Annotated in this window: 17 protein-coding genes and 1 riboswitch; of the genes, 5 read left to right on the forward strand and 12 right to left on the reverse strand. The window is 55.5% G+C overall.

Translation table 11 applies throughout. The features are described 5' to 3' along the window. Positions 1-10 precede the first annotated feature (10 nt). Positions 11-889, reverse strand: coding sequence for a LysR family transcriptional regulator (locus K5621_RS04135; protein WP_100142542.1), 879 nt, complete (start codon positions 887-889; stop codon positions 11-13). A 20-nt stretch (positions 890-909) separates the two neighbouring features. Here K5621_RS04135 and K5621_RS04140 point away from each other — a divergent pair, with 20 nt between their 5' ends. After that, positions 910-1125, forward strand: a complete 216-nt coding sequence (locus tag K5621_RS04140; RefSeq protein WP_221050505.1) for a hypothetical protein — start codon at positions 910-912, stop codon at positions 1123-1125. Between the two features lie 29 nt (positions 1126-1154). Here the strand turns inward: K5621_RS04140 and K5621_RS04145 are convergent, their stop codons facing one another. Beyond that, positions 1155-1415: a DUF5062 family protein gene (locus K5621_RS04145; RefSeq protein ID WP_100142543.1), complete on the reverse strand. Its 261-nt coding sequence runs from the start codon at positions 1413-1415 to the stop codon at positions 1155-1157. Between the two features lie 638 nt (positions 1416-2053). On the opposite strand from K5621_RS04145, the gene K5621_RS04150 reads away from it, so the two are divergent. Continuing rightward, on the forward strand, positions 2054-2689 hold the full coding sequence (locus tag K5621_RS04150; RefSeq protein ID WP_221050506.1) for a class I SAM-dependent methyltransferase: 636 nt from the start codon (positions 2054-2056) through the stop codon (positions 2687-2689). Positions 2690-2796: 107 nt separating this feature from the next. Here K5621_RS04150 and K5621_RS04155 read toward each other — a convergent pair whose 3' ends face one another. From K5621_RS04155 to K5621_RS04190, 8 genes are all read right to left on the reverse strand, one after another. Beyond that, positions 2797-3237, reverse strand: a complete 441-nt coding sequence (locus tag K5621_RS04155) for a nitrate reductase cytochrome c-type subunit (RefSeq protein ID WP_071238475.1) — start codon at positions 3235-3237, stop codon at positions 2797-2799. Beyond that, a complete protein-coding gene (napH, locus tag K5621_RS04160; RefSeq protein WP_221050507.1) occupies positions 3234-4172 on the reverse strand; it encodes a quinol dehydrogenase ferredoxin subunit NapH in 939 nt (312 codons plus the stop codon). The genes K5621_RS04155 and napH overlap by 4 nt, the downstream gene beginning before the upstream one ends. Continuing rightward, a complete protein-coding gene (gene napG / locus K5621_RS04165; RefSeq protein WP_221050508.1) occupies positions 4169-4912 on the reverse strand; it encodes a ferredoxin-type protein NapG in 744 nt (247 codons plus the stop codon). The genes napH and napG overlap by 4 nt, the downstream gene beginning before the upstream one ends. Before the next feature lie 10 nt (positions 4913-4922). Beyond that, complete coding sequence (napA, locus tag K5621_RS04170; RefSeq protein ID WP_071238477.1) at positions 4923-7406, reverse strand: nitrate reductase catalytic subunit NapA; 2484 nt, start codon at positions 7404-7406, stop codon at positions 4923-4925. Then, positions 7403-7702, reverse strand: coding sequence for a chaperone NapD (locus tag K5621_RS04175; protein WP_025889977.1), 300 nt, complete (start codon positions 7700-7702; stop codon positions 7403-7405). The genes napA and K5621_RS04175 overlap by 4 nt, the downstream gene beginning before the upstream one ends. A gap of 389 nt (positions 7703-8091) precedes the next feature. Continuing rightward, on the reverse strand, positions 8092-9288 hold the full coding sequence (locus tag K5621_RS04180; protein WP_221050509.1) for a lipocalin-like domain-containing protein: 1197 nt from the start codon (positions 9286-9288) through the stop codon (positions 8092-8094). Next, on the reverse strand, positions 9288-11891 hold the full coding sequence (locus K5621_RS04185; RefSeq protein WP_221050510.1) for an ABC transporter permease: 2604 nt from the start codon (positions 11889-11891) through the stop codon (positions 9288-9290). Before K5621_RS04185 ends, K5621_RS04180 begins: the two co-directional genes overlap by 1 nt. Beyond that, positions 11884-12549, reverse strand: coding sequence for an ABC transporter ATP-binding protein (locus tag K5621_RS04190; protein WP_221050511.1), 666 nt, complete (start codon positions 12547-12549; stop codon positions 11884-11886). The genes K5621_RS04185 and K5621_RS04190 overlap by 8 nt, the downstream gene beginning before the upstream one ends. 354 nt (positions 12550-12903) lie before the next feature. Further along, a riboswitch (glycine riboswitch) is annotated at positions 12904-13004 on the forward strand. Between the two features lie 117 nt (positions 13005-13121). Between K5621_RS04190 and K5621_RS04195 the strand changes: the two genes are divergently transcribed. The 3 genes from K5621_RS04195 to K5621_RS04205 all read left to right on the forward strand — a co-directional run bounded on the left by K5621_RS04195 (position 13122) and on the right by K5621_RS04205 (position 21298). Continuing rightward, positions 13122-14483: an alanine/glycine:cation symporter family protein gene (locus K5621_RS04195; RefSeq protein WP_221050512.1), complete on the forward strand. Its 1362-nt coding sequence runs from the start codon at positions 13122-13124 to the stop codon at positions 14481-14483. Between the two features lie 394 nt (positions 14484-14877). Continuing rightward, positions 14878-20175 (forward strand): PAS domain S-box protein, encoded by a 5298-nt coding sequence (locus tag K5621_RS04200; RefSeq protein WP_221050513.1) that lies wholly within the window; start codon positions 14878-14880, stop codon positions 20173-20175. 91 nt (positions 20176-20266) lie between these two features. Next, positions 20267-21298, forward strand: coding sequence for a response regulator (locus K5621_RS04205; protein WP_100142553.1), 1032 nt, complete (start codon positions 20267-20269; stop codon positions 21296-21298). A 58-nt stretch (positions 21299-21356) separates the two neighbouring features. Here K5621_RS04205 and ygfZ read toward each other — a convergent pair whose 3' ends face one another. Beyond that, positions 21357-22322, reverse strand: a complete 966-nt coding sequence (gene ygfZ / locus K5621_RS04210) for a tRNA-modifying protein YgfZ (RefSeq protein WP_100142554.1) — start codon at positions 22320-22322, stop codon at positions 21357-21359. A gap of 99 nt (positions 22323-22421) precedes the next feature. Further along, positions 22422-23651, reverse strand: a complete 1230-nt coding sequence (gene serA, locus K5621_RS04215; protein WP_100142555.1) for a phosphoglycerate dehydrogenase — start codon at positions 23649-23651, stop codon at positions 22422-22424. Between the last annotated feature and the right edge of the window lie 71 nt (positions 23652-23722).

Genomic DNA, 23722 nt, shown 5'->3' on the forward strand with positions numbered 1-23722 from the left:
AATCGCCTCATTATCCTCGTTTACTGAGGGCAACCAAGGCTTCGGCTGCCGGGGTCAAGGGCAGGTTATTGCGCCAAATCAGCCCCAGTTGCCAGGTGATTTCGGTTGCCATTGGCCGATAGCATAGCGTTTGTTCTCCCAGCTTGTCACATATGGGTTCTGGCAATAGTGCCAGGCCCATACCTTCCTGAACCATGGCACCGAGAAAGTCCCATTGACCGCTGCGAAAAGCGATATTCAACGTAACCCCGGCCTCGCGGCTCAGGCGGGTCAATAACTTCGCCAGCGAAAAGTCTTCGTTATAGAGGATGAAAGGGTATTCGGCCAGATCCTGCCATTCGATGGCTTTCTTGGCCGCCAGTGGATGTCCCAGCGGTAAGCAAACCTTGAGCGGATAGCCTCGCAGCGGCGACGAAGACAACTGATCGCCATGAGTGGTTGGCAATGCGGTGAAGGCGATGTCCAGGGTGTCGGCCAGCAGTGCCTGCTCGCACCCAAAGCCACCATATTCATGCATCAACAGTTTAACTGCCGGATAGGAGCGGCGAAATTCGGTCAACAGATCTATGGTTAGACTGCTCATCATGGGGCAGACCCCTAGGCGCAGCTGGCCGGATTTGAGACCGCTCAAGTTGCTCAGCTCCTGCTCCATTCGGTGCCACTGACCTATGATCTGACAGGCGCTGGCATGAAAGATCTCGCCAGCCTGGGTCAGCTCTACTTTTTGATTGCTGCGGATCAAGAGTTGTTGTTCCAGAGTGTCTTCCAGACGCTGGATCATCTTGCTCAAGGTTGGCTGAGTCAGGTACAGGTGCTCGGCGGCTCGGGTAAAGTTACCGGTTTCCACCAGGGTCAGAAAGCAGTGTAAGGTCTTGATTGGTACGTTCATGCTTATTTGGAATTCTTGCTATGGAATTAATTCATTTTACTAATAGACCTGGCGGCGTTAATTTGATCAGCGTCCCAAGTAAAGAGGAAAAGTCGATGAAAGCCTATCAAGGTTTGTGGGTTAGCTCCCTGTGGCAAACTGCCACTGAAACTGAGGAACACAAGGCCAAGCCAGCCAAGGCCAAGTCCCAGAGTTTTTGGAAGCTGATGTTCCACAAAAAAGCTAAAGCAGTCTAAAGTGACCCGGCCCGTGCCGGGTTTCTTTTTTATTGCAGCAGTGGATGTTCCTTGGGCAACTTGCCACTGATCCACATTACCAACCTATGTTTCATATTCGGGCCATCCTCTTTATCCAATGGCAAAGGGCCTATCAATTTATCTTGCACCAAGAGACGATAGACACACTCAACTTTCTCTTTCTCCGGGATTTTATCTCCCAGGGGCGCGAAACCTCGTTTGAGTGAATAACCCAGGCCTATCTCCAATGCCAGTTTCAATAAGGCGGCTTCGTTCTTATGCTTTTTCATCGGTATCGCTCCCGGCTAGTGCCCCGGTTTGGGCCTGCCTCTAAACTAACCTAAAGTGGCTGAGATTACATTTGAAAATCCAGCAACCCCTTGTTTCGTTCTTGTCAGCTGATTTGAGCATACCCCGGCTTGGGGCCGAGTTTTGATGTCTTACGTCAAATACCCAGACAAGATGTTCGGAAAAGGCCTTTTACGGCACAGAGCCTATGACATCGTGAGCGTCCGAGTTATTGAGCTAGAACCAAGGCGGGGGAGCAGACTGTTAAATCGGGCGGTCAGAGTGGCGTCAGCGGGGAGGATTTCACGGTGTGCCGAGAAGTCGCCAGGACGAAAGTTTGCGGCAGGCGTTGGGTGAAACTCTCTGACTTTCGCCTGTGCCTTGGGGAAAAGTGATTGTTGCGTCTAGCCAACTAAGCTCTAGGAGCCGGAGACGGGGTTTGTTAGAGTAGGCGCAGTTTTTGGCGGCGGCTGTTGCGGGAAAGTGTGAAAGTTCCAGTCCGATAGCCAATCGCCGAGTCAAAGTATTGAGCCAGGCACGGAGCCAAAGCCCTGAGTTAGAGCTATGAGTTAGCGCTCTGAGTTAAAGTCTTTAGGCCAAGGCTGTAAAACCAAAGCCGTTAAAGTGAACCGAGTCATAGATGAATCCATGCCCCTTGTGTGCCAACACCCAGCCTAAGCAGACAGTTCCCGCCAGGGTTGCCAGACGTTATTTTCTCTGCCCAGAGTGTCGGCTCATCTTTCTCGACCCTGTGCATTTGCTGCCCTTGAATGAGGAACAGCAGTTTTACGATACCCACGAGAACAGCATTGACGATCCCGGCTATGTGGGCTTTTTGCAGCGCTTGTTGACGCCGGCGATGACCTTTCTGCGCCCGGGTATGCAGGGACTGGACTTTGGCTGTGGTCCTGGGCCGACACTATCAAAACTCCTGGCCCGGGAAGGGATAGCGTGTGACGATTACGACCCGCTGTTTTTCCCTAATCCATTGCAGGCACAGTATGACTTTATTTTCTCCAGCGAGTGTTTCGAGCATTTGCACAGGCCTGCCGCCGAGATAAGCGCGCTGCTGGCACGTCTGGTTCCGGGGGGCTATTTAGGCATAATGACAGACCGCTGGCAGAGTGAAGCCCAATTTTATGACTGGCACTATACCCGGGATCCTACCCATTGCAGTTTCTTCCATCGCGCAACATTGGACTGGCTCTGTGAGACGTTTGCTTTGAGCCTATGTTTTGTCGATGAGCGGCGGATTGCCATTTTTCAGAAAAATTGAGGCATCAAAGTGAAGGGTTGGGAAGGACAGGCAAGCCCCAATCCCTTTGGGGCTGTACCTTGAAACCGGGGCGCCTCCAGGAAGCAGCGACCCGGTTTTTCTCGCTATCAGTTGGCAGCGCCAGTGCTGAAGTTATTTTCCACCAGCGGCTGCTTGTTATCGGCCTGAGGTACATGGCACTGGGTACAGAAATAGTTCTGTCCATTGAGGGTGCCCTTGTCGTCGATAACATGGGACTTGGCCACAGGCGTTGCCTTCATGCGCTTGGCCTTGTTCCAGTCATGGCAGTTCATGCAGCTGTTTTTCTTCAGGCTGATGGGGTAGTCGGCCTTGTGAGGAATGAGTGGTGGCTGCTCGGCGTAGTTACGCTCTATGGCGTTGCCACGCATTGGATAGGAAGGCATGGCATCGGCCGGGCGTACAGAGCTAATCTCTGCATCGCCACCGCCAAGAGAACTGACGTTAACCGGCTGAGCCGTTTCTGCCTGCTGTCCTGAGCAGGCGCTGAGTGCCAGCAGCATCGCGGCTGCGCTGAGTGTTTTTTTCATTGCTTGTTCTCCGCCTTGGTGGCAATTCGGTTGCAATCTATTTTGTTGGATTTCTCTTTGGCTTCACCCTTGGGCGAGAGCCGGGTTAATGGCGTATCAAACTCAAAGACCTTCTTGGCACAGACATCGATACAGCGGCCGCAGAGGGTGCAATCGGTACTGGTTATCGTTGGGTTGCTTCCCTTGAGGGCGGGTTTGAGCACCTGCCGTTCGGGACACACGGTAAAACAGTCCATACAGTTGTTGCAGTCGTTGGCTCTTACCGCCTCGATATTGACCAGTCGCAGCTTGCCCAGCAGGCTGTAGAGGGCGCCACTTGGACACAGGTGGCTGCACCAGGCGCGCTCGCTGACGAACAGATCCAGCAGCAGTATCGCCAGTAGCAGCCACAGGCCACTGAAGCCACCGAACAACAAGGCCCGGTAGGCTACGGGAACTGGGTTGAGCCACTCCCAGGCCAACAGGCCGGTCAATGGGGGCAAGAGCAACACCAATACCAGCAGATAGTAGCGCAGCGACCTTGGCAGCTCGGGCAATCTGGGCAGGCCCAACTTGCGTCTGAGCCAGGCGGCGGTATCTGTCACCATGTTGACCGGGCAGACCCAGCTGCAGAACACCCGTCCACCCAGCAGGCCATAACCCAGGGCGACAATAGCGGCGCCGAGCAGTAGGCTCAGTTCCGGCAGATGGCCACTGGCCAGGCTTTGCAGCGTCACCAGCGGATCGGCCAGCGGTACTGTGTCCAGTAGCAGACTGGCCGACAGGTTGCCTTTCAGCAGCCAGAGGCCAAACAGTGGCCCTATGGCAAACAGCAGCAAAATGCTCAGTTGTGACAGGCGTCTGAGCAGCAGGAACCTGTGTGCCTTCCACCAACCCAGGGTGGCGATGGCATCGGCGGCAAAGGCGTCTGAGCTTTGGTTTTTTCTTCGACTCATATTACGCCTCCGTTACCCAGTCCAGGCAGCCCTTGATTGAGCATCTCCAGGGTGGTCTTTTCCGTGTCTATATAAGTGTCGTGCTCGGCGGTCTTGCCGCTGGCGAGTTTCTGCGGCAGCACCTTGATCGCCGGTTCTTCCAAAACGCAGGCATGTTCACACTTGCCGCAGCCGGTGCAGATATCGGCATGCACGGTAGGAATAAACATGGCGTGGTGGCCACTGCGCTCATTGCGGGCACGCTCAAGGGTGATGGCCTCATCGATGAGCGGGCAGACGCGGTAGCAGACATCACATCTCAGGCCTTTGAAGTTAAGGCAGTTTTTCTCATCTATTAGTACGGCCGTGCCCATTCTGGCATCCTCGATTTTCTCGAGGCCGGTATCCAGTGCCCCACTGGGACAGGCGCGGGTACAGGGAATGTCCTCGCACATCTCACAGGGGATACTGCGGGCGCTGAAGAAGGGCGTGCCTGTGGCTGCCCCTTCAAACCAACGCGCCAGTTTCAGAGTGTTATAGGGACAAGCCTCGACACAGAGACCACAGCGAACACAGGCCGAGAGAAAGGCGTCCTCGGCGAGGGCGCCCGGGGGACGTATCGCCTGGGGCGCCAGCGACTGGGACTTGGCCAGCGCTGATATCCCCAGCCCGGCCAACCCCATCACACAGCCGGCTTTGGCCGTGGTCGCCAGAAACTGGCGACGATTGATGTTATTGACACCATTGCGTTTGTCACCCATTACTGCTGCCTCACGCCTTCATCACTTTGACCGGACACTTCTTGAAGTCTGTCTCTTTGGACAGAGGGTCGGTGGCGTCCAGTACCAGCTTGTTGACCAATTGACGAGCATCGAAGAAGGGCATGAACACCACACCTTTGGGCGGCTTGTTACGGCCCTTGGTTTCAACCCGGGTCTTCACTTCGCCGCGAGGCGAGGCGACGATGACTTCATCTCCACGCTTGAGGCCACGGCTCTTGGCATCATCAGGGTGCATGAAGATCTGTGCATCCGGATAGGCGCGGTACAACTCGGGCACCCTGGCGGTCATTGAACCTGTGTGCCAGTGCTCCAGCACCCGACCTGTGCTCATCCACAGATCATATTCACTGTTGGGTTCTTCGGCGGCCGGTTCGTAGGGCAGGGCGAAGATCACCGCCTTGCCATCCGGTTTGCCGTAGAACTGATAGCCTGAACCCGGTTTAACGTAAGGATCAGAACCTTCAACGAAGCGGCGCAGGGTTTCCTTGCCATCCACTACCGGCCAACGCAGACCGCGGGTTTCGTGGTAGCGGTCGAACTGGGCCAGATCGTGACCATGGCCGCGACCGAAGGCGGCGTATTCTTCGAAGATCCCCTTCTGCACATAGAAGCCAAAGTGTTCGGATTCATCGTTGAGCTCGGCCTGACAGTCGCTGGCGGGGAACTTGTTGATCACTCCGTTGGCGAACAGCACTTCATAGAGGTTCTTACCGGCGTATTCAGGTTTCTTGGCAATCAGCTCCGCGGGCCAGACTTCCTCTACCTTGAAGCGCTTGGCGAACTCCATCAGCTGCCACAGATCCGACTTGGCGCCTTCAGGGGCTTTTACCTGTTGGTGCCACATATGGGTGCGGCGCTCGGCGTTACCATAGGCACCTTCTTTCTCGACCCACATGGCGGTAGGCAGGATCAGGTCGGCCGCCATGGCGGTGACTGTTGGGTAGGGATCTGACACCACGATAAAGTTTTCCGGATTACGGAAACCGGGATAGATTTCATCGTTGATATTGGGGCCGGCCTGCATATTATTGGTACACATGGTCCAGTAGCAGTTGAGCTTGCCGTCTTTCAGCATCCGGCTCTGCAACACGGCATGGAAACCCGGCTTGGGCGGAATAGTGCCTTCAGGCAGCTGCCAGGCCTTTTCTGTGATGGCGCGATGCTTGTCGTTGTTGACCACCATATCGGCGGGCAGACGGTGGGCAAAGGTGCCGACTTCACGGGCGGTACCACAGGCTGAGGGTTGGCCTGTGAGAGAGAAGGGGCTGTTACCTGGAGTGGCAATCTTGCCGGTCAACAGGTGCAGGTTATAGAGCATGTTGTTGGCCCAAACCCCACGCACGTGTTGGTTGATACCCATGGTCCACAGGCTCATCACCTTGACCTTGGGATCTGCATAGGCCTTGGCCAGCTCCAGCAGACGCTCTTTCTCCACGCCGCTCATTTCGCTAGCGTATTCCAGAGTGTAGCGGCTGACAAACTTGGCGTACTCATCGAAGCTGATATCGCTGAACTTGCCGTTACCCGGATTCTTGGCTTTTTTCTCCAGCGGATGATCCGGACGCAGGCCATAACCTATGTCATCCACACCCAGGGCAAACTTGGTGTGCTTGTTGACGAAGTCCTTGTTGACCGCGCCGTTTTGGATGATGTAGTTGGCGATATAGTTGAGGATAACCAGATCGGACTGAGGCTTGAACACTATCGGGTTGTCGGCCAAATCGAACGAGCGGTTCTCGAAGGTAGACAGTACATGCACCTTACCGTCGGGGTGGCTCAGACGGCGATCCGACAGGCGGGCCCAGAGGATGGGGTGCATCTCGGCCATGTTGGCGCCCCAGAGCACAAAGTGATCGGCGGCTTCCAGGTCGTCATAACAGCCCATGGGTTCATCGATACCAAAGGTACGCATAAAGCCGACCACGGCCGAGGCCATACAGTGGCGGGCATTGGGGTCGATATTGTTGGTGCGGAAACCTGCCTTGTGCAGCTTGGAGGCAGCGTAGCCTTCCCAAATGGTCCACTGGCCTGAGCCGAACATGCCCACAGAAGTCGGGCCCTTGGTGTTGAGCGAGTGCTTCCACTTTTCTGCCATCACATCGAAGGCCTTGTCCCAGCTCACCGGGGTGAACTCACCCTCTTTGGCATACTGGCCGTCTTTCATCCGCAGTAGTGGAGTGGTCAGACGGTCTTTACCGTACATGATTTTCGACAGGAAGTAGCCCTTGATGCAGTTCAGGCCCTTGTTGACCGGACTCTCAGGATCGCCCTTGGTGGCGACGACCTTGCCCTCTTTTGTGCCTACCAGCACAGAGCAGCCGACACCGCAGAATCGGCAGGGGGCCTTGTCCCATTTGATATTGTCTTTCTGCTCAGCGGCTTCGACGACTTTCACTGGCAGAGTGACTCCAACGGCCGTGGCGGCGGCAACGGCGGCGTTGGCTTTAAGAAACTCGCGGCGGCTTATGCTCATGGTGTTTCCTCACTCTTTATTTCTTTTGTTTGACTGACAGGCTCAGAATCGACCTGATGATAGATAAGACTGCTGGACAGTATCCCGGGCAGACGGTTGATTGCTTCGACGTTATCCAGGATCTCGCCCTGGCTTTCGCCTTCGAGGGTGACTACCAATTTGCCTTCTGGGCTGCTGGCATGGACTTCGGCGCCTTCAAGGGCCTGGATGGCAGTGGTTACCGCCTCCAGGGTTCCCGGAGCGGCATGCACCACCAGACTGGTGACATGGTATTCCATCTCTGTTTGTTGCTTCATTGAGGCTCACCTCGACAGGTAAGGGCGACAGGCACGGCATGGGCCGAGTCACCGGAACTGAATCAAAGTCTAGACCTCATTAAAAATGTGGGTATACCTCTTGAGAGGTAATGAAGGCGATTGGCGATCCGGATCAACATTTTCAATGTGATCTGAATCCAAGTTTGAAATTTAAACAGATTAGCCGCTTGACTCCTGCAATACTATCGTACTCCATTCTTGAGAATAGTTCTTGTTTACTACCTAAAGAGGGTTATGCAAACGGACGAATGCCATTGCCGATAAGCGATTTTTCAAACTGTCTTTCAGGAGGTTATCTGCCCTAGATGCTTAGCGGCTCGGTTCTCGAACACTCATACATCGACAACCTAGCCCGATAGCTGGGTTATTCAATAGCCGGTCAGCTCCATATAACCCACGCCGGTTTGTGTGCCCTTGATGGTGATTGGCCCCTCCCAGTAGGGGATAGACAGGTTCATGGCGGCATTGGGGTTGAGGGCTTCCAGAGTCAGTGACAGAGATTCTCCCGGCAGATCCAGTTGCCAGGCTACAGGGTAACGACCGCTGGCCGTTTGTTGCCAGTCCTTGACGCTGAGGCTGATATCATCGAGCGCCAGCAGGTGGCCACTGCCGTCGGGATACATGCGCTTGCCGCTGAAAAAGGCTTTATTTTCCTGCTCTCTGAGCTGAAACAGCATCAGGGCCGAGCCGTCATCGAGCCGCAAGGCGAACCAGTCCCAGCCCTGTTGGCCGCGACTGAGAAACTCTGAGCTCCACTCCCTATCGAGCCAGGCATTGCCGGATACCTGCAGCCATTGGTCTTTGTGGCGCACTCTGCCTTCGACCCGAATAAAGGGCTGGCTGTAGTAGTAAGAGGCCACGGTGCCGGCGGCATTTTTACGGCTGAAACCCTTGTCTCCCTGAGGCTGCAGCTCGGCTTGGCTATCGAGTTGCAGCTCGAAGGCAAAGTCCTCTTCGCTGACCTGTAAACTGGCGGGAAACAGCCCGCTATTGGGGCCACTTGCCGCCCGGCTTTGCCAGCGCCAGTTATCGAGCCAGACCCTGAGCGGCAAGCCCACGGCTCCGGCTTGAGCTTTGTCCTGAGTTCCTTGGGGATGGGCTGCTTTGCCTTGGGCTTGGGGCGCGGCAAGTGCGCCCCTGGCCCAGCGCTCGGCGCTTTGGTGACTGTTTTGAAAACTGAGTGCGCTGTGAGCCATATAAAGCTGATTCGTCGCCCAGGGAGAGCTGGATTCAGGTTCATCCGGGGAAAGGGCAATACGAAACTGAGTCCATTGCAGTCCGAGGGGCTCACCGCTTTGCGTGGTCAGATTGGCGGTCAGATACCACCACTCCTGGCGAAACCTGGGGTGGGATAAGTGATCTTCCGGAAACTGCAGCGCCGCACCTGGCTCGACTTTCGCATAGCCTTCGCTCGCTGTACCCATCACCCGGCTCATGGCCCGTGAGTCTTGCTGCTGAGCCTGGTCTTGATGAGCCTTATCGCAGCCATTCAGCGCAGCGCCGCCCAGCAGTAGACCCGCTAACAAGGGCGCGGCGACAGGCCATCGCATTGTAATCAATCGCATTAGAGCACCTCCTGTTGCAGACTGGAGACCAGAGAGCGGCGGCTCTGCCAATAGAGGGGAACTATCACCGCCAGGATGCAGCACAGCAGCGACAAAAGCACCACCCGGCCATAGGCCAGCCAGTCCCACTGCATGGCTATGGTCCAGCCGAAGGCCTGCAGCGTCACCTTATGAATAAGCAGGTAACCGAGAATCGCCCCCATGGGCAGGGCCAACAGACAGGTGAGCAGCACTACCAGCAGCATCTGCAATAGCAACATAGACAAAAGTCGACCACGGGTAAGCCCGAGCGAGCGTAACATGGCGAGGCTCGCCTGGCGGGACTGGGTGAGCATCAGCACGGCACTGAAAAGCCCCACGGCGGCCACCAGTAAGGTCAAGGTGTTGAGCACCAGGGTAATGCTGAAGGTCTTGTTAAAGACTCGAATCGCCTCATCGCGAATTTTTTGCTGGCTGTAGACCTGTACCGGACTGAGTCCAAGCTCTTGAATGAGGGCGCGCTCTAGGGCGGTAATGCTTGTGAGTCCTGCCCCCTTGGCGCTTTCTGCACTTGTTGCTATGCCACTCACAGCCAGGCTGACGGCTTCAGTTGGCAGCTTAAGCTGTTGCCAGAGGGATTGTGCCAGCAGGACCTCCCCCTTGGGATTGCCATAGTCGTAATAGATGGCGCTGATGGGCAGGGTCAGTGGTGTCTTGCAGTCCTTATCCGGGCAGAGGCTGAGCTGGTCGCCCGGCGCCAGCCCCAGCGTCAGCGCCAAGGGCTCGCTGATAGCCAGAGCCTGGCCTTGGATCACCGTCAGCAGCGCTTGCTGTTGCTGGTTTTTGGCTCTTTGCACCTGAGCCTTGGAAGCAACTTGTTCTTTGGAGGCAACTTGGGCCTGGGTCTTCAGCGCCGTGGTGCGCGCGATAGAGTCGGCGTCCCGGCTGATAAGGTTTATCTCCAGTGCATTGCCGCTCCCCTTGGCATAGAAGGGCGCCTGCCATTGGTAGAAGTGAGACAGTCCGGGGGCTTGCTGCTCAAGAAAATGCTCCAGATTTGCCATATTGCCGGCGCCCGGGCGGATATAAAGCTCGGCATGCAGGCGGGTGTCGAGCCAGCTTCTGAGGGTCTTGTCAAAGCTGCCTACCAGGGTATTCATAGCGATATTGGCACACAGGGCCAGTAGCAGCGCCATCATGGCCAGCGCCAGCGGTGCCACCAGCTCTCGGGTATCGGCGATAGCGTACTTGCTGAGCCCGGACGGAAACAGCCGCGCCAATAGCCCGAGCAGAGACTGCAACAGTTGCGGTAACAGCAGCGGGATAGCCAAGGTCAAGAGCCCCATCAAGCCCAGGCTGTGTTGGTGGGTTTGGCTCAAGGGGTAAAGCAGCGCCGTCAGGGCAAGCAGCGCAACCCCGATGAGAAACAGGCGTTTGTGCATGCTTCTGTGTCTGTGGGCATGCCATTGGCTCTGGGTATTTTGTGCCAGGCTCTGATGACAAAGCTCAAGATACAGGGGCACGCAGGCCAGCAGTGCGGCGATAAGTGTCAGACCGGCGCCTTCGGCCAGCCATTGCCAGCGCCAGTTCCCCGGCAGCAGAGTCGCGCCATAGAGCTGCTCCAAGGTCAGCGCCACCATGGGCTGCAGCCACTGGCTGAGCTGCAGCGCCAGAATAAAGCCGCTGGCCGAGCCAATGAACACCAGCAGCAACAACTCCAGCAGCAGCGCCAGCATCAGGGCGCGCCGTCCCAGGCCCTGCTTGAGCAACAAGAGCAACAAACGGCGGCGTTTCATCAGGCTGTAGCGTACACCGTTGTAGGCGATAAACAGCCCCACCACGAAGGCCAACATCCCCATGGCGTTGAGGTTCAAATGAAAGCTGCGGGTGAGCGCGGTCAGGGCGGCGCCCTTGTCCTGCTCGCTGATATTCAGCTTATCCAGCGGCAGTCCGCTTTGCTTGAGTCGCTCTTTGAGCCTTTGCGGCTCGCCAAAGAGGGCGATATAGCTGAGGGTGCCCTCGCGCTTTAATAGTTGCTGGGCCAGCGAGATATCCAGATAGAGGCGGTTACCGAGCTGCTTTGAGTCGGCGAGCGCCAGCACTTCGAGCGTGCGCCCACCGAGGGAAAGGGTTGGCGGCGCCTTGAGTCCTTGATGCAGGCTGTCGCTCATGACAATGATGGGCTCTCCGGCGAGCAGTCTATTCAAGGGCAGATGGTTGCGGCCATTGCCCCTTTGCTCGAAGGTGCCGAGGGCGGCAATGATATCGCTGCCTTCCACTTGCCACTGGCGGCCCTGAGCGTCGTCAAGGACGCCGCTGATCACCGGCAGCGCCTGGATACCGCTTTGGCGCAGCTGAAAATAGAGCGCTTCATCGAGGCTGGCCCCGCGGGCCTTGGGGGTGATAAACAAACTGGCTTGTTGTCCCAGGGCTTCGCCCGCCTCACGGTAGCTGTTGATGGCGTTGTCATTGGTGGCCTTGACGCCAATCAGAAGAGTCACCGCCAACACCACTCCCAGCAGTATGGCGCCGGCTTGCAGTGGTGCCTTGCGATAGTGGGCCAGGGTGACTTTCAGGGCCTGCCAGGCCAACTTGATTGTGGTCAGCGCCCCTGTGTCATTCATGAATGCGCCCTTGCTGCAGGTGCCAGCGGCGCTGCATATAGGCGGCGGCCGTTTCGCTGTGGGTGACCATCAGAATGGCACTGCCGGCATCGGCGGCGAGAGTGCACAAAAGCTGCATTACCTCATCACCGGCGGCGGCATCCAGGTTGCCCGTCGGCTCATCGGCCAGCAGCAGTTCAGGCTTATGGGCCAGGGCGCGGGCAATGGCGACTCTCTGCTGTTGACCACCACTGAGACTTTCGACTTCCCGGTTCAACAGTGGCGTCAGCCCCAGCGCCTGCACCAGGTGATCGCACCAGGCTTGCCAGCCTTCACCGAGCAACGACAGGGGAAAAAGAATATTGTCGCGAACATTGAGCGGCGTCAGTAGGTTGAATTGCTGGAACACCACCCCCAGATGGCGGCGACGAAAGGCGCTCCACTGTTTGTCCTGCCAGCGGCTGCTGTCTTGACCTGCGAGCAGAATGCGGCCTTTGTCCGGGTGCTCAAAACCGGCTATCAGATTCAGCAGTGTGCTCTTGCCGCTGCCGCTGGGGCCAGTCAATGCCACTGTCTCGCCGGGTTTGATCTCCAGGCTGAGATTTTCCAGCACCCTGTGGGGGCGATCGCCATCCAAAAATCCTTTGCTTACCCCTTCCAGCAACACCTGGCTCTGCATTTGAACTCCTGTGAACCGCAGTAATCTGCTACAGCATAACAAGTTTTTTCAATCGGTGAACTCGACTTTCAGCTGCCATTGCGGTTCGAACCCAACTGAACTCACCCACAGGAGTTTGGGGCGAGGTCAAAATTTTTGCAGTAAACAGGGCGTGAGTCGGCTTTGCCCCTTGAGCCGGAGGCCATTTAGGCGCAAACTGTGCCACCTGCCACTAATAACGTGGCAATCCGTTCGGATGAAGGTAGCAGGAGAGTGGGGAATCGCCCCCACACCGACGAGGCAATTTCCACCGGTTAATCCGGTTGGAGGTACTCTTTCAGGTGCCGGTCAGCATTGACGGCGTGGACTGTTACTGGACGAGCCTCTGGAGAGACCGGGCATGCCCCGGCGCCGAAGGCGAAAGTGCTGGCTTAGGCCAGCGCGAAACGCTCAGGCAAAAGGACAGAGGAGAGGATGATTGCACCGCCTTGCCTCTGGTGATCTTTCGCTTTTGGCCTCTGCTGCCGCGGTTTCGCAGCCATTTCTTTTCCTCCTCCGTTTATTAATTTAGATGTTTAATAACTGAGGAATCTATGGATTTTCATGCACTTCTTACCCAGATAAACAGCATTGTCTGGGGACCTATCACCCTAATCCTGCTGGTGGGAACCGGTGTTTATCTGAGCTTCAGGCTGGGATTCATTCAACTGTTGCGTCTGCCGCTGGCGCTGCAATTGCTGTTCAAACCCGCTAATGGCAAGGGGGAGCTCTCCTCTTTCGCCGCCCTCTGTACCGCACTGTCGGCCACCATAGGTACGGGTAATATTGTTGGGGTGGCTACCGCCATTAAACTCGGTGGCCCCGGAGCCCTGTTCTGGATGTGGGTTGCCGCCCTTTTTGGTATGGCCACCAAGTACGCCGAGTGCCTATTGGCGCTTAAGTTTCGTACCACCGACTGCCATGGCAATATCGCCGGTGGCCCCATGTACTACATAGAAAAAGGCCTGGGGCTCGGTTGGTTGGCCAAGCTGTTTGCGGTTTTCGGTGTCGGTGTCGCTTTTTTCGGTATCGGGACTTTTGCTCAGGTCAACGCGATTTCCGAAGCCATGACCATCGCCTTTGATGTGCCAGCCTGGAGCACCGCCGTGGTGCTGACCTCGCTGGTGGCAGCAGTGACGCTAGGGGGGATCAAGCGGATTGCGGCTGTGGCACAAAAGTTAGTACCCACTATGGCTGTGGGGTATGTGATTGCTTGTCTTTGGGTGCTGCTGAGTGCCAGTGAGGCGATTCCGGATGCGATAGCGCTGGTGCTGCATTCCGCCTTCAATCCGGTGGCGGCGACCGGTGGCTTTTTGGGGGCCGGTATCGCCCTGGCGATTCAAACCGGGATTGCTCGTGGGGTATTCTCCAACGAGTCGGGTTTGGGCAGTGCCCCGATAGCGGCGGCAGCCGCCAAGACCAAGGAGCCGGTTGAGCAGGGGCTGGTGAGCATGACGGGCACCTTCTTCGACACCATTATCATCTGCACTATGACGGGTTTGGTGCTTATTCTTACCGGTGTCTGGAGTGGTGATACCGCCGGAGCCGGCATGACCAGCGCCGCTTTCTCCAGTGCCACCACGCCGCTGATTGGTCAGTATTTGGTGACTGTGGCGCTGGTGTGTTTCGCCTTTACCACCATTCTTGGCTGGAACTATTACGGCGATCGCTGCTGGAGCTATCTCACCAAGGGCCGCTGGATCTCACTCTATCGCTGGATTTTTCTCGGACTTATCGCCTCGGGCGCCTTTATTAAGCTGGATCTCATCTGGCTGCTTGCCGACATAGTCAACGGCTTGATGGCGATACCCAACCTGATTGCCATCATAGGTCTGCGCCATCTGGTGCTGGCAGAAACCCGCAGTTATTTTCAGCGGCTGAGTGGCCGGGATGAGGAAGCCGTAGTTCAGTTATGACATTTCCACCCGTTTGAAACCGGGAGGAAGACAGGAGTCGTTGCGAAGGCCGCTGGTTTCTAGTGGACCAAGAGGTGGCAACAAACAATCCGTTGTCGTCATTCAAACCAGCCGCGGAGGTTCAGCTCGAACCTCCGCGGCTTTGTTTATTGGCGGTGTCGATTTTTCCTTGTGGGAATCGGCGCTGGTTGTTGATGATATTTACTAAACTTGAGCTGCCTCACTTGTTTAAAACCATGGCTAGTGCTTAAATTGTAAGGTTATTTTTTAATCTCTAATCAGTTAGTTGACCTCAGTCTCCTGATGTTCTTCGGCGTTCATTGCCCAAGAGAGTGTGCCTGACTACAGGGTGTTACTCGCAGCCCTCTAAAAAATTCATCAGAGAAGCAAAACTATGCCGGATACCGCGACACTCAGGACTTTTCGCAGCCGTATATTGCTACAGATAGCCATTCCGTTAATCACTATCATGACGGTGGTCTCTGGAGTGACCGGCTGGTTTAATTATCAGGATGAAGAGAAGGCTTTCTTCACCGATTTGGCCGAAAAGGCTGACTTTGCCGCTAAAAGGCTCGAGTTTGAGCTGTCTTTAGCACAGCGGGATACCCAAACACTGGCCTTTGATCTGGGTAATCTCGAGTCCTTTGAACACTTGTTGCAACCCGGCAACCTCTATCATCTTCTTACTGAAAGATTGCATCGTAACCCCAACTTTTACGGCAGCGCCATCGCCTTCCAACCCGGGGTTTTGGACGGTCAAAAACGCTTCGCGCCCTATGCTTTCCGCCAGGATCTTTCTATTGCGACCATGGACATAGGTCAGGAAGCCTACGATTACACCAGCGGTGAGTGGGCTTGGTGGACCGAAGCTCTCAAGCTGGCGGATGGGTTTTGGACTCCCCCTTATTTTGATGAGGGTGCCGGCAATACGCTGATGATCACTTTTTCACAGCGCTTTGGTGGTGAAGCGGCGCCATTGGGTGTGGTTACTACGGATCTGGCTCTCTCCAGTCTACCTGCTCGTTTGGGTATAGATCCTAAAAAGCTGTTGGTGCTGGATAACCAGGGGCATCTCATCTATCACCCGGACAATAATCTTAACCGCAGCGCTAAACTGGAAGATTGGCTCGCCAATACTGCCGAGGGCAAAGAAGCGGCGCAGCATGTCTATGCCGCCGACACCCCCGAGGTGGCCTTGAGCGATCTCAATGATGTGCAGTATTTAGCCAGTGTCGCCAGAGTGGCACCCTTGGAATGGCGGGTATTGGTGATTACCCCGCAGAAGCAGTTATTGCGTTCTTTCCTGAAAAACTTCAGTTCTCTGACGATTAACCTGTTGCTACTGGCGATGATACTGCTGGTCACCAGTTATTGGAGTGCCAAGCGTCTCACCCAGCCTCTGGAGCAGTTGGAGGCCGGGATAGTGGATTTCAGCAAGGGGTTGATCAAACGTTTACAAAAGCCCGAAGGTGTGGTGCGGGAGATTGCGACTCTCAGCAATAAATTCAATGAGATGGCTGAAATTCTCGAGGAGAGGGAACAGGCGCTGCTCGACTCCCGCGGTAACAGATTTGCCAAACTTATCGATGGTATGAGTGACAAGTCCTTCTACTGCTCTATGGATCCCAACGGTGCCATAGTACAGGCCAGTGATGGGGTGGAGAAGGTCTTGGGTATCACTCCAGAGGTGCTCAGGCGCAAGTATCAGCGGCTGTTTTCCAGCAACAGCATCAACGAAGCCAACTGGCAGTATATGGAGCGGGCGTTGGCCGGAGAGTCCGTGCCGCCACATCAGGTGGAGCTGGCCGATGCCGAGGGCGGGCTGAGGCGTTTGGATCTGTTTATGCAGCCTCTGCTCGATGATGAAGGTAAGCTGATTTCGGTAGAGATGCTGTTTAATGATGTCACCGAGCAGTTTTCTGCCGCGGCCTGGGCCAATGCCGTGCTGGAAGCGGCGCCAGAGGCGATGTTGATTGTCGATGAAGGCGGCATGTTGGTGTTCTCTAACAGCCGCTGTCAGGAACTGTTCGGTTATGACGCCGAGGAGATGCTCAAACTCAATATCGACCAACTGCTGCCGGAAGTGAACCGGTTGGAGCATGCGGCTAAGCGCCATGCCTTTGTAACCGAGGGCAAAGAGCGCATGATGGCCAAGGGCAAGGCTCTGCAGGCACTCAAGTGTGATGGCTCCCAGTTCCCGGTGCAGATAGGTTTGAGCCTGTTGCCGGTCGATCATCAGGGTAAACGTCAGGTGGCGGCATCGATTCGGGACCTGACCGAGCAACTGGCGGTAGAACGCAAAATTCGCGAAAGCGAGAGCCGTTTTCGCGGCCTGGTATCCAATATTCCCGGCGCCGTTTATCGTACCCGGGTCGATGAACAGTGGACCATGGAATATGTCAGCGACAATATCACCGAGATAAGTGGTTATCCGGCCTGGCACTTTATCGATAGCAAGAAGCGCAGCTATGGCTCCCTGGTCATAGATGAAGATAAACAACTGTGTATCGATACTATCAACTCGGCTCTGGCCGAGCAGCAACCCTTCGATGTCGAGTACCGGATTCGCCACCGGGATGGCGCTGTGCGCTGGATCCATGAAAAGGGTAAGGCTACTTATGACGAAGACGGTAATCCGCTGTGGTTTGATGGCAGTCTCAATGACATCACCGACAGCAAGCTGGCTCAGGAAAAGATGGAGCAGTCACGGGAACAACTGGAAACCATCACAGAGTCTGTGCCCAGCACTGTGTATCAACTGTTTTGGCAAAGCCCACAGCAACGCAGATTCACCTTCCTTTCCAGCGCCGCCATCGCCACGCTGGGGCATCACAAGAATGAGGTGATGGCCGACTTTGAGCTGGTGGCCGAGCGGATCGTTGCCGAAGACAGGGACAGCATTATTCGTCTGCTTTCGGGTGAGAATGGTCTGCAATGGATCAAAGAGTTTCGCTACCAACATCCTTCCGGTGAGATGCGCTGGCTCGAGGCCGGTGCCAAGGGCAGTAAGCAACAGGATGGCATGCTTTGGAATGGCTATCTGACCGATATCAGTGGCCGTAAGGCGATGGAAACCGAGCTGGCCCAGAGCGAGGCCCACTTCCGCGCCCTGTTCGATAACGCAGGTATAGGCATAGTCAACCTGGATGATCGCGGCAACATAATGGACTGCAACGGCCAGTTCTGCACTGATATGGGGATGAGTGCCGAGCAGCTGAAACGTCGCTCGTTTGCCGACTTGATGGCGCCTGAAGATAGAGGTAATGCCAGCGAACTGTATGAACGGCTGAAGCGGAGTGACGATCACAGTGTCAGCGGTGAGTGGCGCCTGCTCAGTGCTTCGGGCGAGCCTATGTGGATGGCCGTCAACGCTTCTGAACTCGAGGAAGATGAAGTACGGCAACGCTCCGTCGTCATGAGTATTGCCAACATCACCCGCTTGAAACTCTTGTCCAACGAGTTGATGTTGGCCAAGGAAGATGCCGATGCCGCCAACAAGGCCAAGAGTGACTTCCTTGCCAATATGTCCCACGAGATCCGCACCCCGATGAACGCCATTATCGGCATGTCTCAGCTGTGCCTGCAGACCAAGCTGGATCGCAAACAGCGTAACTATGTGGAAAAAATCGAACGGGCGTCGCAATCCCTGCTGGGGATCATCAATGACATTCTCGACTTCTCCAAGATAGAGGCCGGCAAGCTGGATATCGAAGTGGTGCCGTTCCAGCTCGACAGCATTCTGGAAGATCTCGGGGATATGTTCTCTGAGCGCGCCGCCGACAAACAGCTGGAACTGCTGTTTGCTGTGGCCCCAAGCGTGCCCAGTCACTTGGAAGGTGATCCGCTGCGTCTCGGTCAGGTATTGATTAACCTGATGAATAACGCCATTAAATTCACCGAACGCGGTGAAGTGATGCTGTCGATAACCGAGCTCAGCCGTGAGCAGGATGAAGTGATCCTGAGATTCGCGGTGCGCGACAGTGGCATAGGTCTAACGGCCGAGCAACAGGCCAGATTATTCAAGTCTTTCAGCCAAGCCGATACTTCTACCACTCGTAAATACGGCGGTACCGGGCTTGGGCTGGCGATTTCCAAACAGCTGGTGGAACTGATGGGCGGTGAAATCGGGGTTGAGAGCCAGTTTGGCAACGGCAGCTGTTTCTTCTTCACTGTGCGGCTCAAGGTGGCGGACAACGATGCTTTGAATGTAGAGCAGGAGCTGGAGGGCATGCCGATTCTGGTGGTCGATGACAACGGCACTGCCAGAGATATCTTGCGTACCACGCTCGAGAGCATGGGCTTTGCCGTCGATTGCGCCCGCAGCGGCATGGAGGCACTGGATAAGGTGAAGCGCCAGTCCTACAAGATGGCCCTGATCGATTGGAAGATGCCTGAGCTGGACGGCATGGAAACCGCGCGGCAAATGTTGCAGTTAAAGGAGCCGCCGCTGATCCTCATGGTGTCGGCTCATGCCAATAGCGATTTTATCGAACAGCTGGAGCGGCTCGGGTTGAATGGCTATATCACCAAGCCGGTCAGTGCCTCCAGGCTGCTCGATGGCATCATGCTGGCGCTTGGGCGTCAGGGGCATATTCCCATCAGACGCAAGGCCTTGGATCTCGAATCCCTGCAACTGGCGGCGCTTGCCGGCAAGCGTGTGCTGCTGGTGGAAGACAACGAGATGAACCAGGAAGTGGCGACCGAGTTTCTCGAGCAGGTAGGCATAAACTTATCCATTGCCGAGAATGGCCAGATAGCACTGGAGAAGTTGGCGCAGCAACCGTTTGATCTTGTGTTGATGGACTGTCAGATGCCGGTGATGGATGGATATCAGGCCACAGAGGCACTGCGTAAGATGCCAGGGCTTGAGCAGTTACCTGTGATTGCCATGACGGCCAATGCCATGGCTGGTGATAAGGAGATGTGTTTGCGAGCCGGCATGAATGATCACATCGCCAAACCGATAGAAGTCAGTCTCTTGTACCAGGTGTTGTTGCAATATCTGACCGGTGGTTCAAGGCTCGGCTCACCGGAAAACGCTGAGGTCGGCGAACCGAGTGAGGAAAAAACTGCCCATTTAGTGAGTTGGCCAGAACAGGAGAGTCTGGATATCGATCGGGGGCTGCAGCTGGTGCAGTATTCTGAGCGCCTCTATCGACGCATCTTCGAGCGTTTTCTCACCAGTCAGGGTAATGTCGGTAAACGGATCCGCAAGGCGCTCAAGGAGCAACAGCAGGAAGAAGCCGTTCGGGCGGCGCATACCCTAAAGGGGCTGGCAGGTAACCTCTGTTCCGAGCCTTTGGTGGAAGAGGCCAGGCAATTGGAGGCTAAGTTGGCGGCTGGTGAAGCGTGTGAGCAAGAGTTGCTGGCGGTGGAAACCCGGGTCGCAGCCATTGTTGAAGCCATTGCAACCTGGATAGGTGATAAGCCACAAAGTGATCCTCAGAAGGAAGCTGATGCCGCCGAGGAGATGGATACCGAGGCGCTCAAAGCGGCGCTGGTGCAGTTGTTGCAAACTCTGGAAGACGCCGATGCCGATGCCGTTGTTCAGCTGGAAGCCTTGAGCCGCCGGGTGAGTCAACCTTTGTGGCAGCGCCTGAAACCCGTCAGCAGCATGGTCGGCAGCTATCAGTTTGACGATGCTGCCGACCTTATTCGCGAATTACAACAAGAGCTGAACGAGGCGGAATAAGCCTGACTATACTCAACAGATAATTACGGGCTACGGCGGAACCTGCCGTGCCGAGATGTAAATCGGTGTCTGGAGCAAGAGGGAGATAGGGATGGAAAAAGCCACTGTGCTGGTGGTGGATGATACACCGGAGAACATAGATATTCTGGTGGGGATCCTTGGCGACGATTATAAACTCAAGGTGGCGATAGATGGCCCCAGAGCCTTGGCGTTGGCACAAAAGACTCCTCCGGATCTGATCCTTCTGGATGTGATGATGCCGGGCATGAATGGCTATGAAGTCTGTAAGCGTCTCAAGCAGGAACCCATGACCAGCCATATTCCGGTGATCTTTGTCACCGCCCTTTCAGATGTTGCCGATGAGACCCAAGGCTTTGATTTGGGGGCCGTCGACTACATCACTAAGCCTGTCAGCGCCCCGATAGTCAAGGCCAGGGTGCGTAACCACTTGGCCCTCTATGATCAGAAACGTTTGCTGGAGCAACAGGTACGCGAACGCACCCGTGAGCTGGAGCAGACCCGCTTCGAGATCATTCGTCGTCTGGGCCGCGCCGCCGAATATAAGGATAATGAGACCGGCTTGCACGTTATTCGCATGAGCCATTATGCCAAGTTGCTGGCACAGCAGGCCAAGCTGCCGGACCACTTTTGCGAACTGCTCTATAACGCGGCGCCCATGCATGATATCGGCAAGATAGGCACGCCGGACGCTGTGCTGAAAAAGCCGGCCAAACTGGATGCCGAAGAGTGGCTGATCATGCAACAACACGCCGAAATCGGCGCCGAGATCATTGGAGAGCATCCTGATCCTCTGTTGCAGATGTCCCGGCGCATTGCGCTGACCCACCACGAGAAGTGGGATGGCTCAGGTTATCCCAATGGCTTGAAGGGACAGGAGATTCCCTTGGAGGGGCGGATAGTCGCTATCGCAGATGTCTTTGATGCCCTGACCTCGATTCGCCCTTACAAGAAGGCCTGGAGCATAGAAGATACCATGGCGCTACTGGAGTCCGAGGCGGGAAAACACTTCGATCCTGAACTGGTGGAACTGTTCAAACAGATACTGCCTCAGGTGATTGAGGTGCGAGATACCCATATGGAAACCGAGCCTGGCGCCGAGTAGCGACGAACGGCAGATAAAAATAAAGGCGCCGAAGGCGCCTTTATTGGGTCACTCATTGTTACTCCTGCTCTTCCAGAGAGTAGGGCAGAGGCAGTACCGTCAGTTCGCTATTTTCATCATCGGCGATGCGGAATTGGGCGCCGACTTCAGTGTCATTGGCCAGCACTGCGGTCAGCAGTAACTCGCCATTTCGTTGTACGGCTTCAATAATGCTACCGCCCTTACGAAAACCTTCATCCAACGCCATTTCCAGCGTGGTTTCTGGGGTGACATCGACAGTGGCTTTACCCTTGAGGATATAGAGGGCTCGCTTGTTGCCGCCGCGATACTTCATTCTGGCCACGGTTTCCTGGCCCATATAGCAACCCTTGGTGAAGCTGATGCCATTGATGGCCTGCAGGTTGCACATTTGCGGTACAAACTGGCCCATGTGTGATGCCGGCAGGTTAGGGTAGGCGGCGAGGATTTCCAGCTCTTGCCAGGCACTGGCATCGACTAGTGGCTGTTGCTGACACAAGGCTTCGGCCTGGGCCTTGGGCAGTACCAGAATAAAGCGTTCGTCGTCCTGTAGCACTACGCCGCCATCGAAGGTGCTGACTTGTTGCTCGGCGTTGAAGCCCGGGAACTGTTCAGCCAGCCAAGCGGCTGCCTTGGCGCCGGCAACACCCAGAAGGCTGTAATCGTCACTGGCATCGACCAGTTCGGCCTTACTGAATACCGCATATTTCTTTAGTTGCGGTAGGTCGGCAGCCAGGGTATCTCTTGGCATCATCAACATCAGAGCATCACCCAGGGCAAAGGTTCTGAAGCTTGAAAGCATTTTGCCCTTGGGATCGCAGTGCGCACCCCAACGCCACTCCTCGGCCGTGAGAGAGCTGATATCTGTGGTGACCTGACCGTGAATAAAGCTGCGGCCCTGTTCACCGGTAACGGCGAGCAGACCCAAGTGAGAGAGACGGGAAATAAGCAGATCCGGAATGCCGGCATCCAGTGGCCAATCGGGCTGAGAAACGCAAATGCTCATAACAAGATCCTGAGATTGAAGGCATTAAGAGATCTGCGATTGTAGCGGATTTAACAGAAATAAACAGGGCGCCAATGGCAATATGGCGCCCTGTAAAAATCAGAACAGCAAACGAGTACGGATAGTACCTTCAATAGACTTGAGTTCTGTCAGGGCTTCTTCCGCCTGAGTGGTATCCACTTCCATTACCACATAACCTATGGTCGGCGTGGTTTGCAGATACTGGGCGGAGATGTTGATACCTTTCTCCGAGAACGCCTGGTTAATCTTGATCAGAATACCTGGGCGGTTGTGGTGAATATGCAGCAGACGGGAGGCATCTTTATGCTGTGGCAGCGATACTTCCGGGAAGTTGACCGCCGACAGGGTAGAGCCGTTGTCTGAGTATTTGGCCAGCTTACCGGCAACCTCAATACCAATGTTTTCCTGGGCTTCTTCTGTGCTGCCGCCTATGTGTGGGGTCAGTAACACATTGTCCAGGCCGCGCAGCGGGCTTTGGAATTCATCTGTGTTGGACTTGGGCTCAACCGGGAACACGTCGATAGCGGCGCCCGCCAACTGTTGCTCCTTGAGGGCTACCGCCAGAGCATCGATATCTACCACTGTGCCACGAGAAGCGTTGATCAATATGCTGCCTTTGCGCATCATCGCCAGCTCGGCTTGGGCAATCATCTCTTTGGTCTGTGGTGTTTCAGGCACATGCAGGCTGACCACATCGGCCTGAGACAACAACTGTTCCATTGAGTGTACTTGCTGAGCGTTACCCAGCGGCAGTTTGTCTTCGATATCGAAGAAGATCACTTTCATCCCCAGGGTTTCGGCGAGTATCCCAAGCTGGGTGCCGATATGGCCATAACCTATGACCCCCAGGGTCTTACCGCGGGCTTCGAAGCTGCCATTGGCGCTCTTGAGCCAGCCACCGCGATGGGCAAGGGCGTTGCGCTGCGGAATACCGCGCAGCAGCATGATGATTTCACCGAGTACCAGTTCGGCCACGCTACGGGTATTGGAGAAGGGTGCGTTGAATACCGGAATACCCAGTTGCTCGGCGGCTTTGAGGTCGACCTGGTTGGTGCCGATACAGAAACATCCAATGGCAACCAGCTTTTCGGCTTGCTGTAATACTTCTTGGGTCAGTTGGGTACGGGAGCGGATTCCGACGAAATGGGCATCCTTGATCGACTGCTGCAGCTCAGCGCCGGAGAGTGATGCCTTGTGATACTCGATATTGGTGTAGCCAGCCCGTTCCAGCACATCGACGGCTGATTGGTGGACGCCTTCCAACAACAGGATTTTAATTTTATCCTTGTCCAGCGAGTGTTTCGCCATGATATAGGTACCCTCTTGATTAATAACTAATGTACGTATGCTATGATGCTTTCGCTCATGCCCAATCAAAG

The sequence above is a fragment of the Shewanella carassii genome (assembly GCF_019670705.1).
In the GTDB taxonomy this organism is placed as follows: Bacteria; Pseudomonadota; Gammaproteobacteria; order Enterobacterales; family Shewanellaceae; genus Shewanella; species Shewanella carassii.

What these genes read in the sequence shown, in the direction of transcription:
- K5621_RS04175 (WP_025889977.1), bottom strand. Translation starts at nt 7,702, where the DNA reads ATGAAGCAACAAACAGAGATGGAATACCATGTCACCAGTCTGGTGGTG.
- K5621_RS04200 (WP_221050513.1), top strand. Translation starts at nt 14,878, where the DNA reads ATGCCGGATACCGCGACACTCAGGACTTTTCGCAGCCGTATATTGCTA.
- K5621_RS04185 (WP_221050510.1), bottom strand. Translation starts at nt 11,891, where the DNA reads ATGAATGACACAGGGGCGCTGACCACAATCAAGTTGGCCTGGCAGGCC.
- napA (WP_071238477.1), bottom strand. Translation starts at nt 7,406, where the DNA reads ATGAGCATAAGCCGCCGCGAGTTTCTTAAAGCCAACGCCGCCGTTGCC.
- K5621_RS04195 (WP_221050512.1), top strand. Translation starts at nt 13,122, where the DNA reads ATGGATTTTCATGCACTTCTTACCCAGATAAACAGCATTGTCTGGGGA.
- K5621_RS04145 (WP_100142543.1), bottom strand. Translation starts at nt 1,415, where the DNA reads ATGAAAAAGCATAAGAACGAAGCCGCCTTATTGAAACTGGCATTGGAG.
- K5621_RS04135 (WP_100142542.1), bottom strand. Translation starts at nt 889, where the DNA reads ATGAACGTACCAATCAAGACCTTACACTGCTTTCTGACCCTGGTGGAA.
- K5621_RS04150 (WP_221050506.1), top strand. Translation starts at nt 2,054, where the DNA reads ATGAATCCATGCCCCTTGTGTGCCAACACCCAGCCTAAGCAGACAGTT.
- K5621_RS04205 (WP_100142553.1), top strand. Translation starts at nt 20,267, where the DNA reads ATGGAAAAAGCCACTGTGCTGGTGGTGGATGATACACCGGAGAACATA.
- napH (WP_221050507.1), bottom strand. Translation starts at nt 4,172, where the DNA reads ATGAGTCGAAGAAAAAACCAAAGCTCAGACGCCTTTGCCGCCGATGCC.
- napG (WP_221050508.1), bottom strand. Translation starts at nt 4,912, where the DNA reads ATGGGTGACAAACGCAATGGTGTCAATAACATCAATCGTCGCCAGTTT.
- serA (WP_100142555.1), bottom strand. Translation starts at nt 23,651, where the DNA reads ATGGCGAAACACTCGCTGGACAAGGATAAAATTAAAATCCTGTTGTTG.
- ygfZ (WP_100142554.1), bottom strand. Translation starts at nt 22,322, where the DNA reads ATGAGCATTTGCGTTTCTCAGCCCGATTGGCCACTGGATGCCGGCATT.
- K5621_RS04140 (WP_221050505.1), top strand. Translation starts at nt 910, where the DNA reads ATGGAATTAATTCATTTTACTAATAGACCTGGCGGCGTTAATTTGATC.
- K5621_RS04155 (WP_071238475.1), bottom strand. Translation starts at nt 3,237, where the DNA reads ATGAAAAAAACACTCAGCGCAGCCGCGATGCTGCTGGCACTCAGCGCC.
- K5621_RS04190 (WP_221050511.1), bottom strand. Translation starts at nt 12,549, where the DNA reads ATGCAGAGCCAGGTGTTGCTGGAAGGGGTAAGCAAAGGATTTTTGGAT.
- K5621_RS04180 (WP_221050509.1), bottom strand. Translation starts at nt 9,288, where the DNA reads ATGCGATTGATTACAATGCGATGGCCTGTCGCCGCGCCCTTGTTAGCG.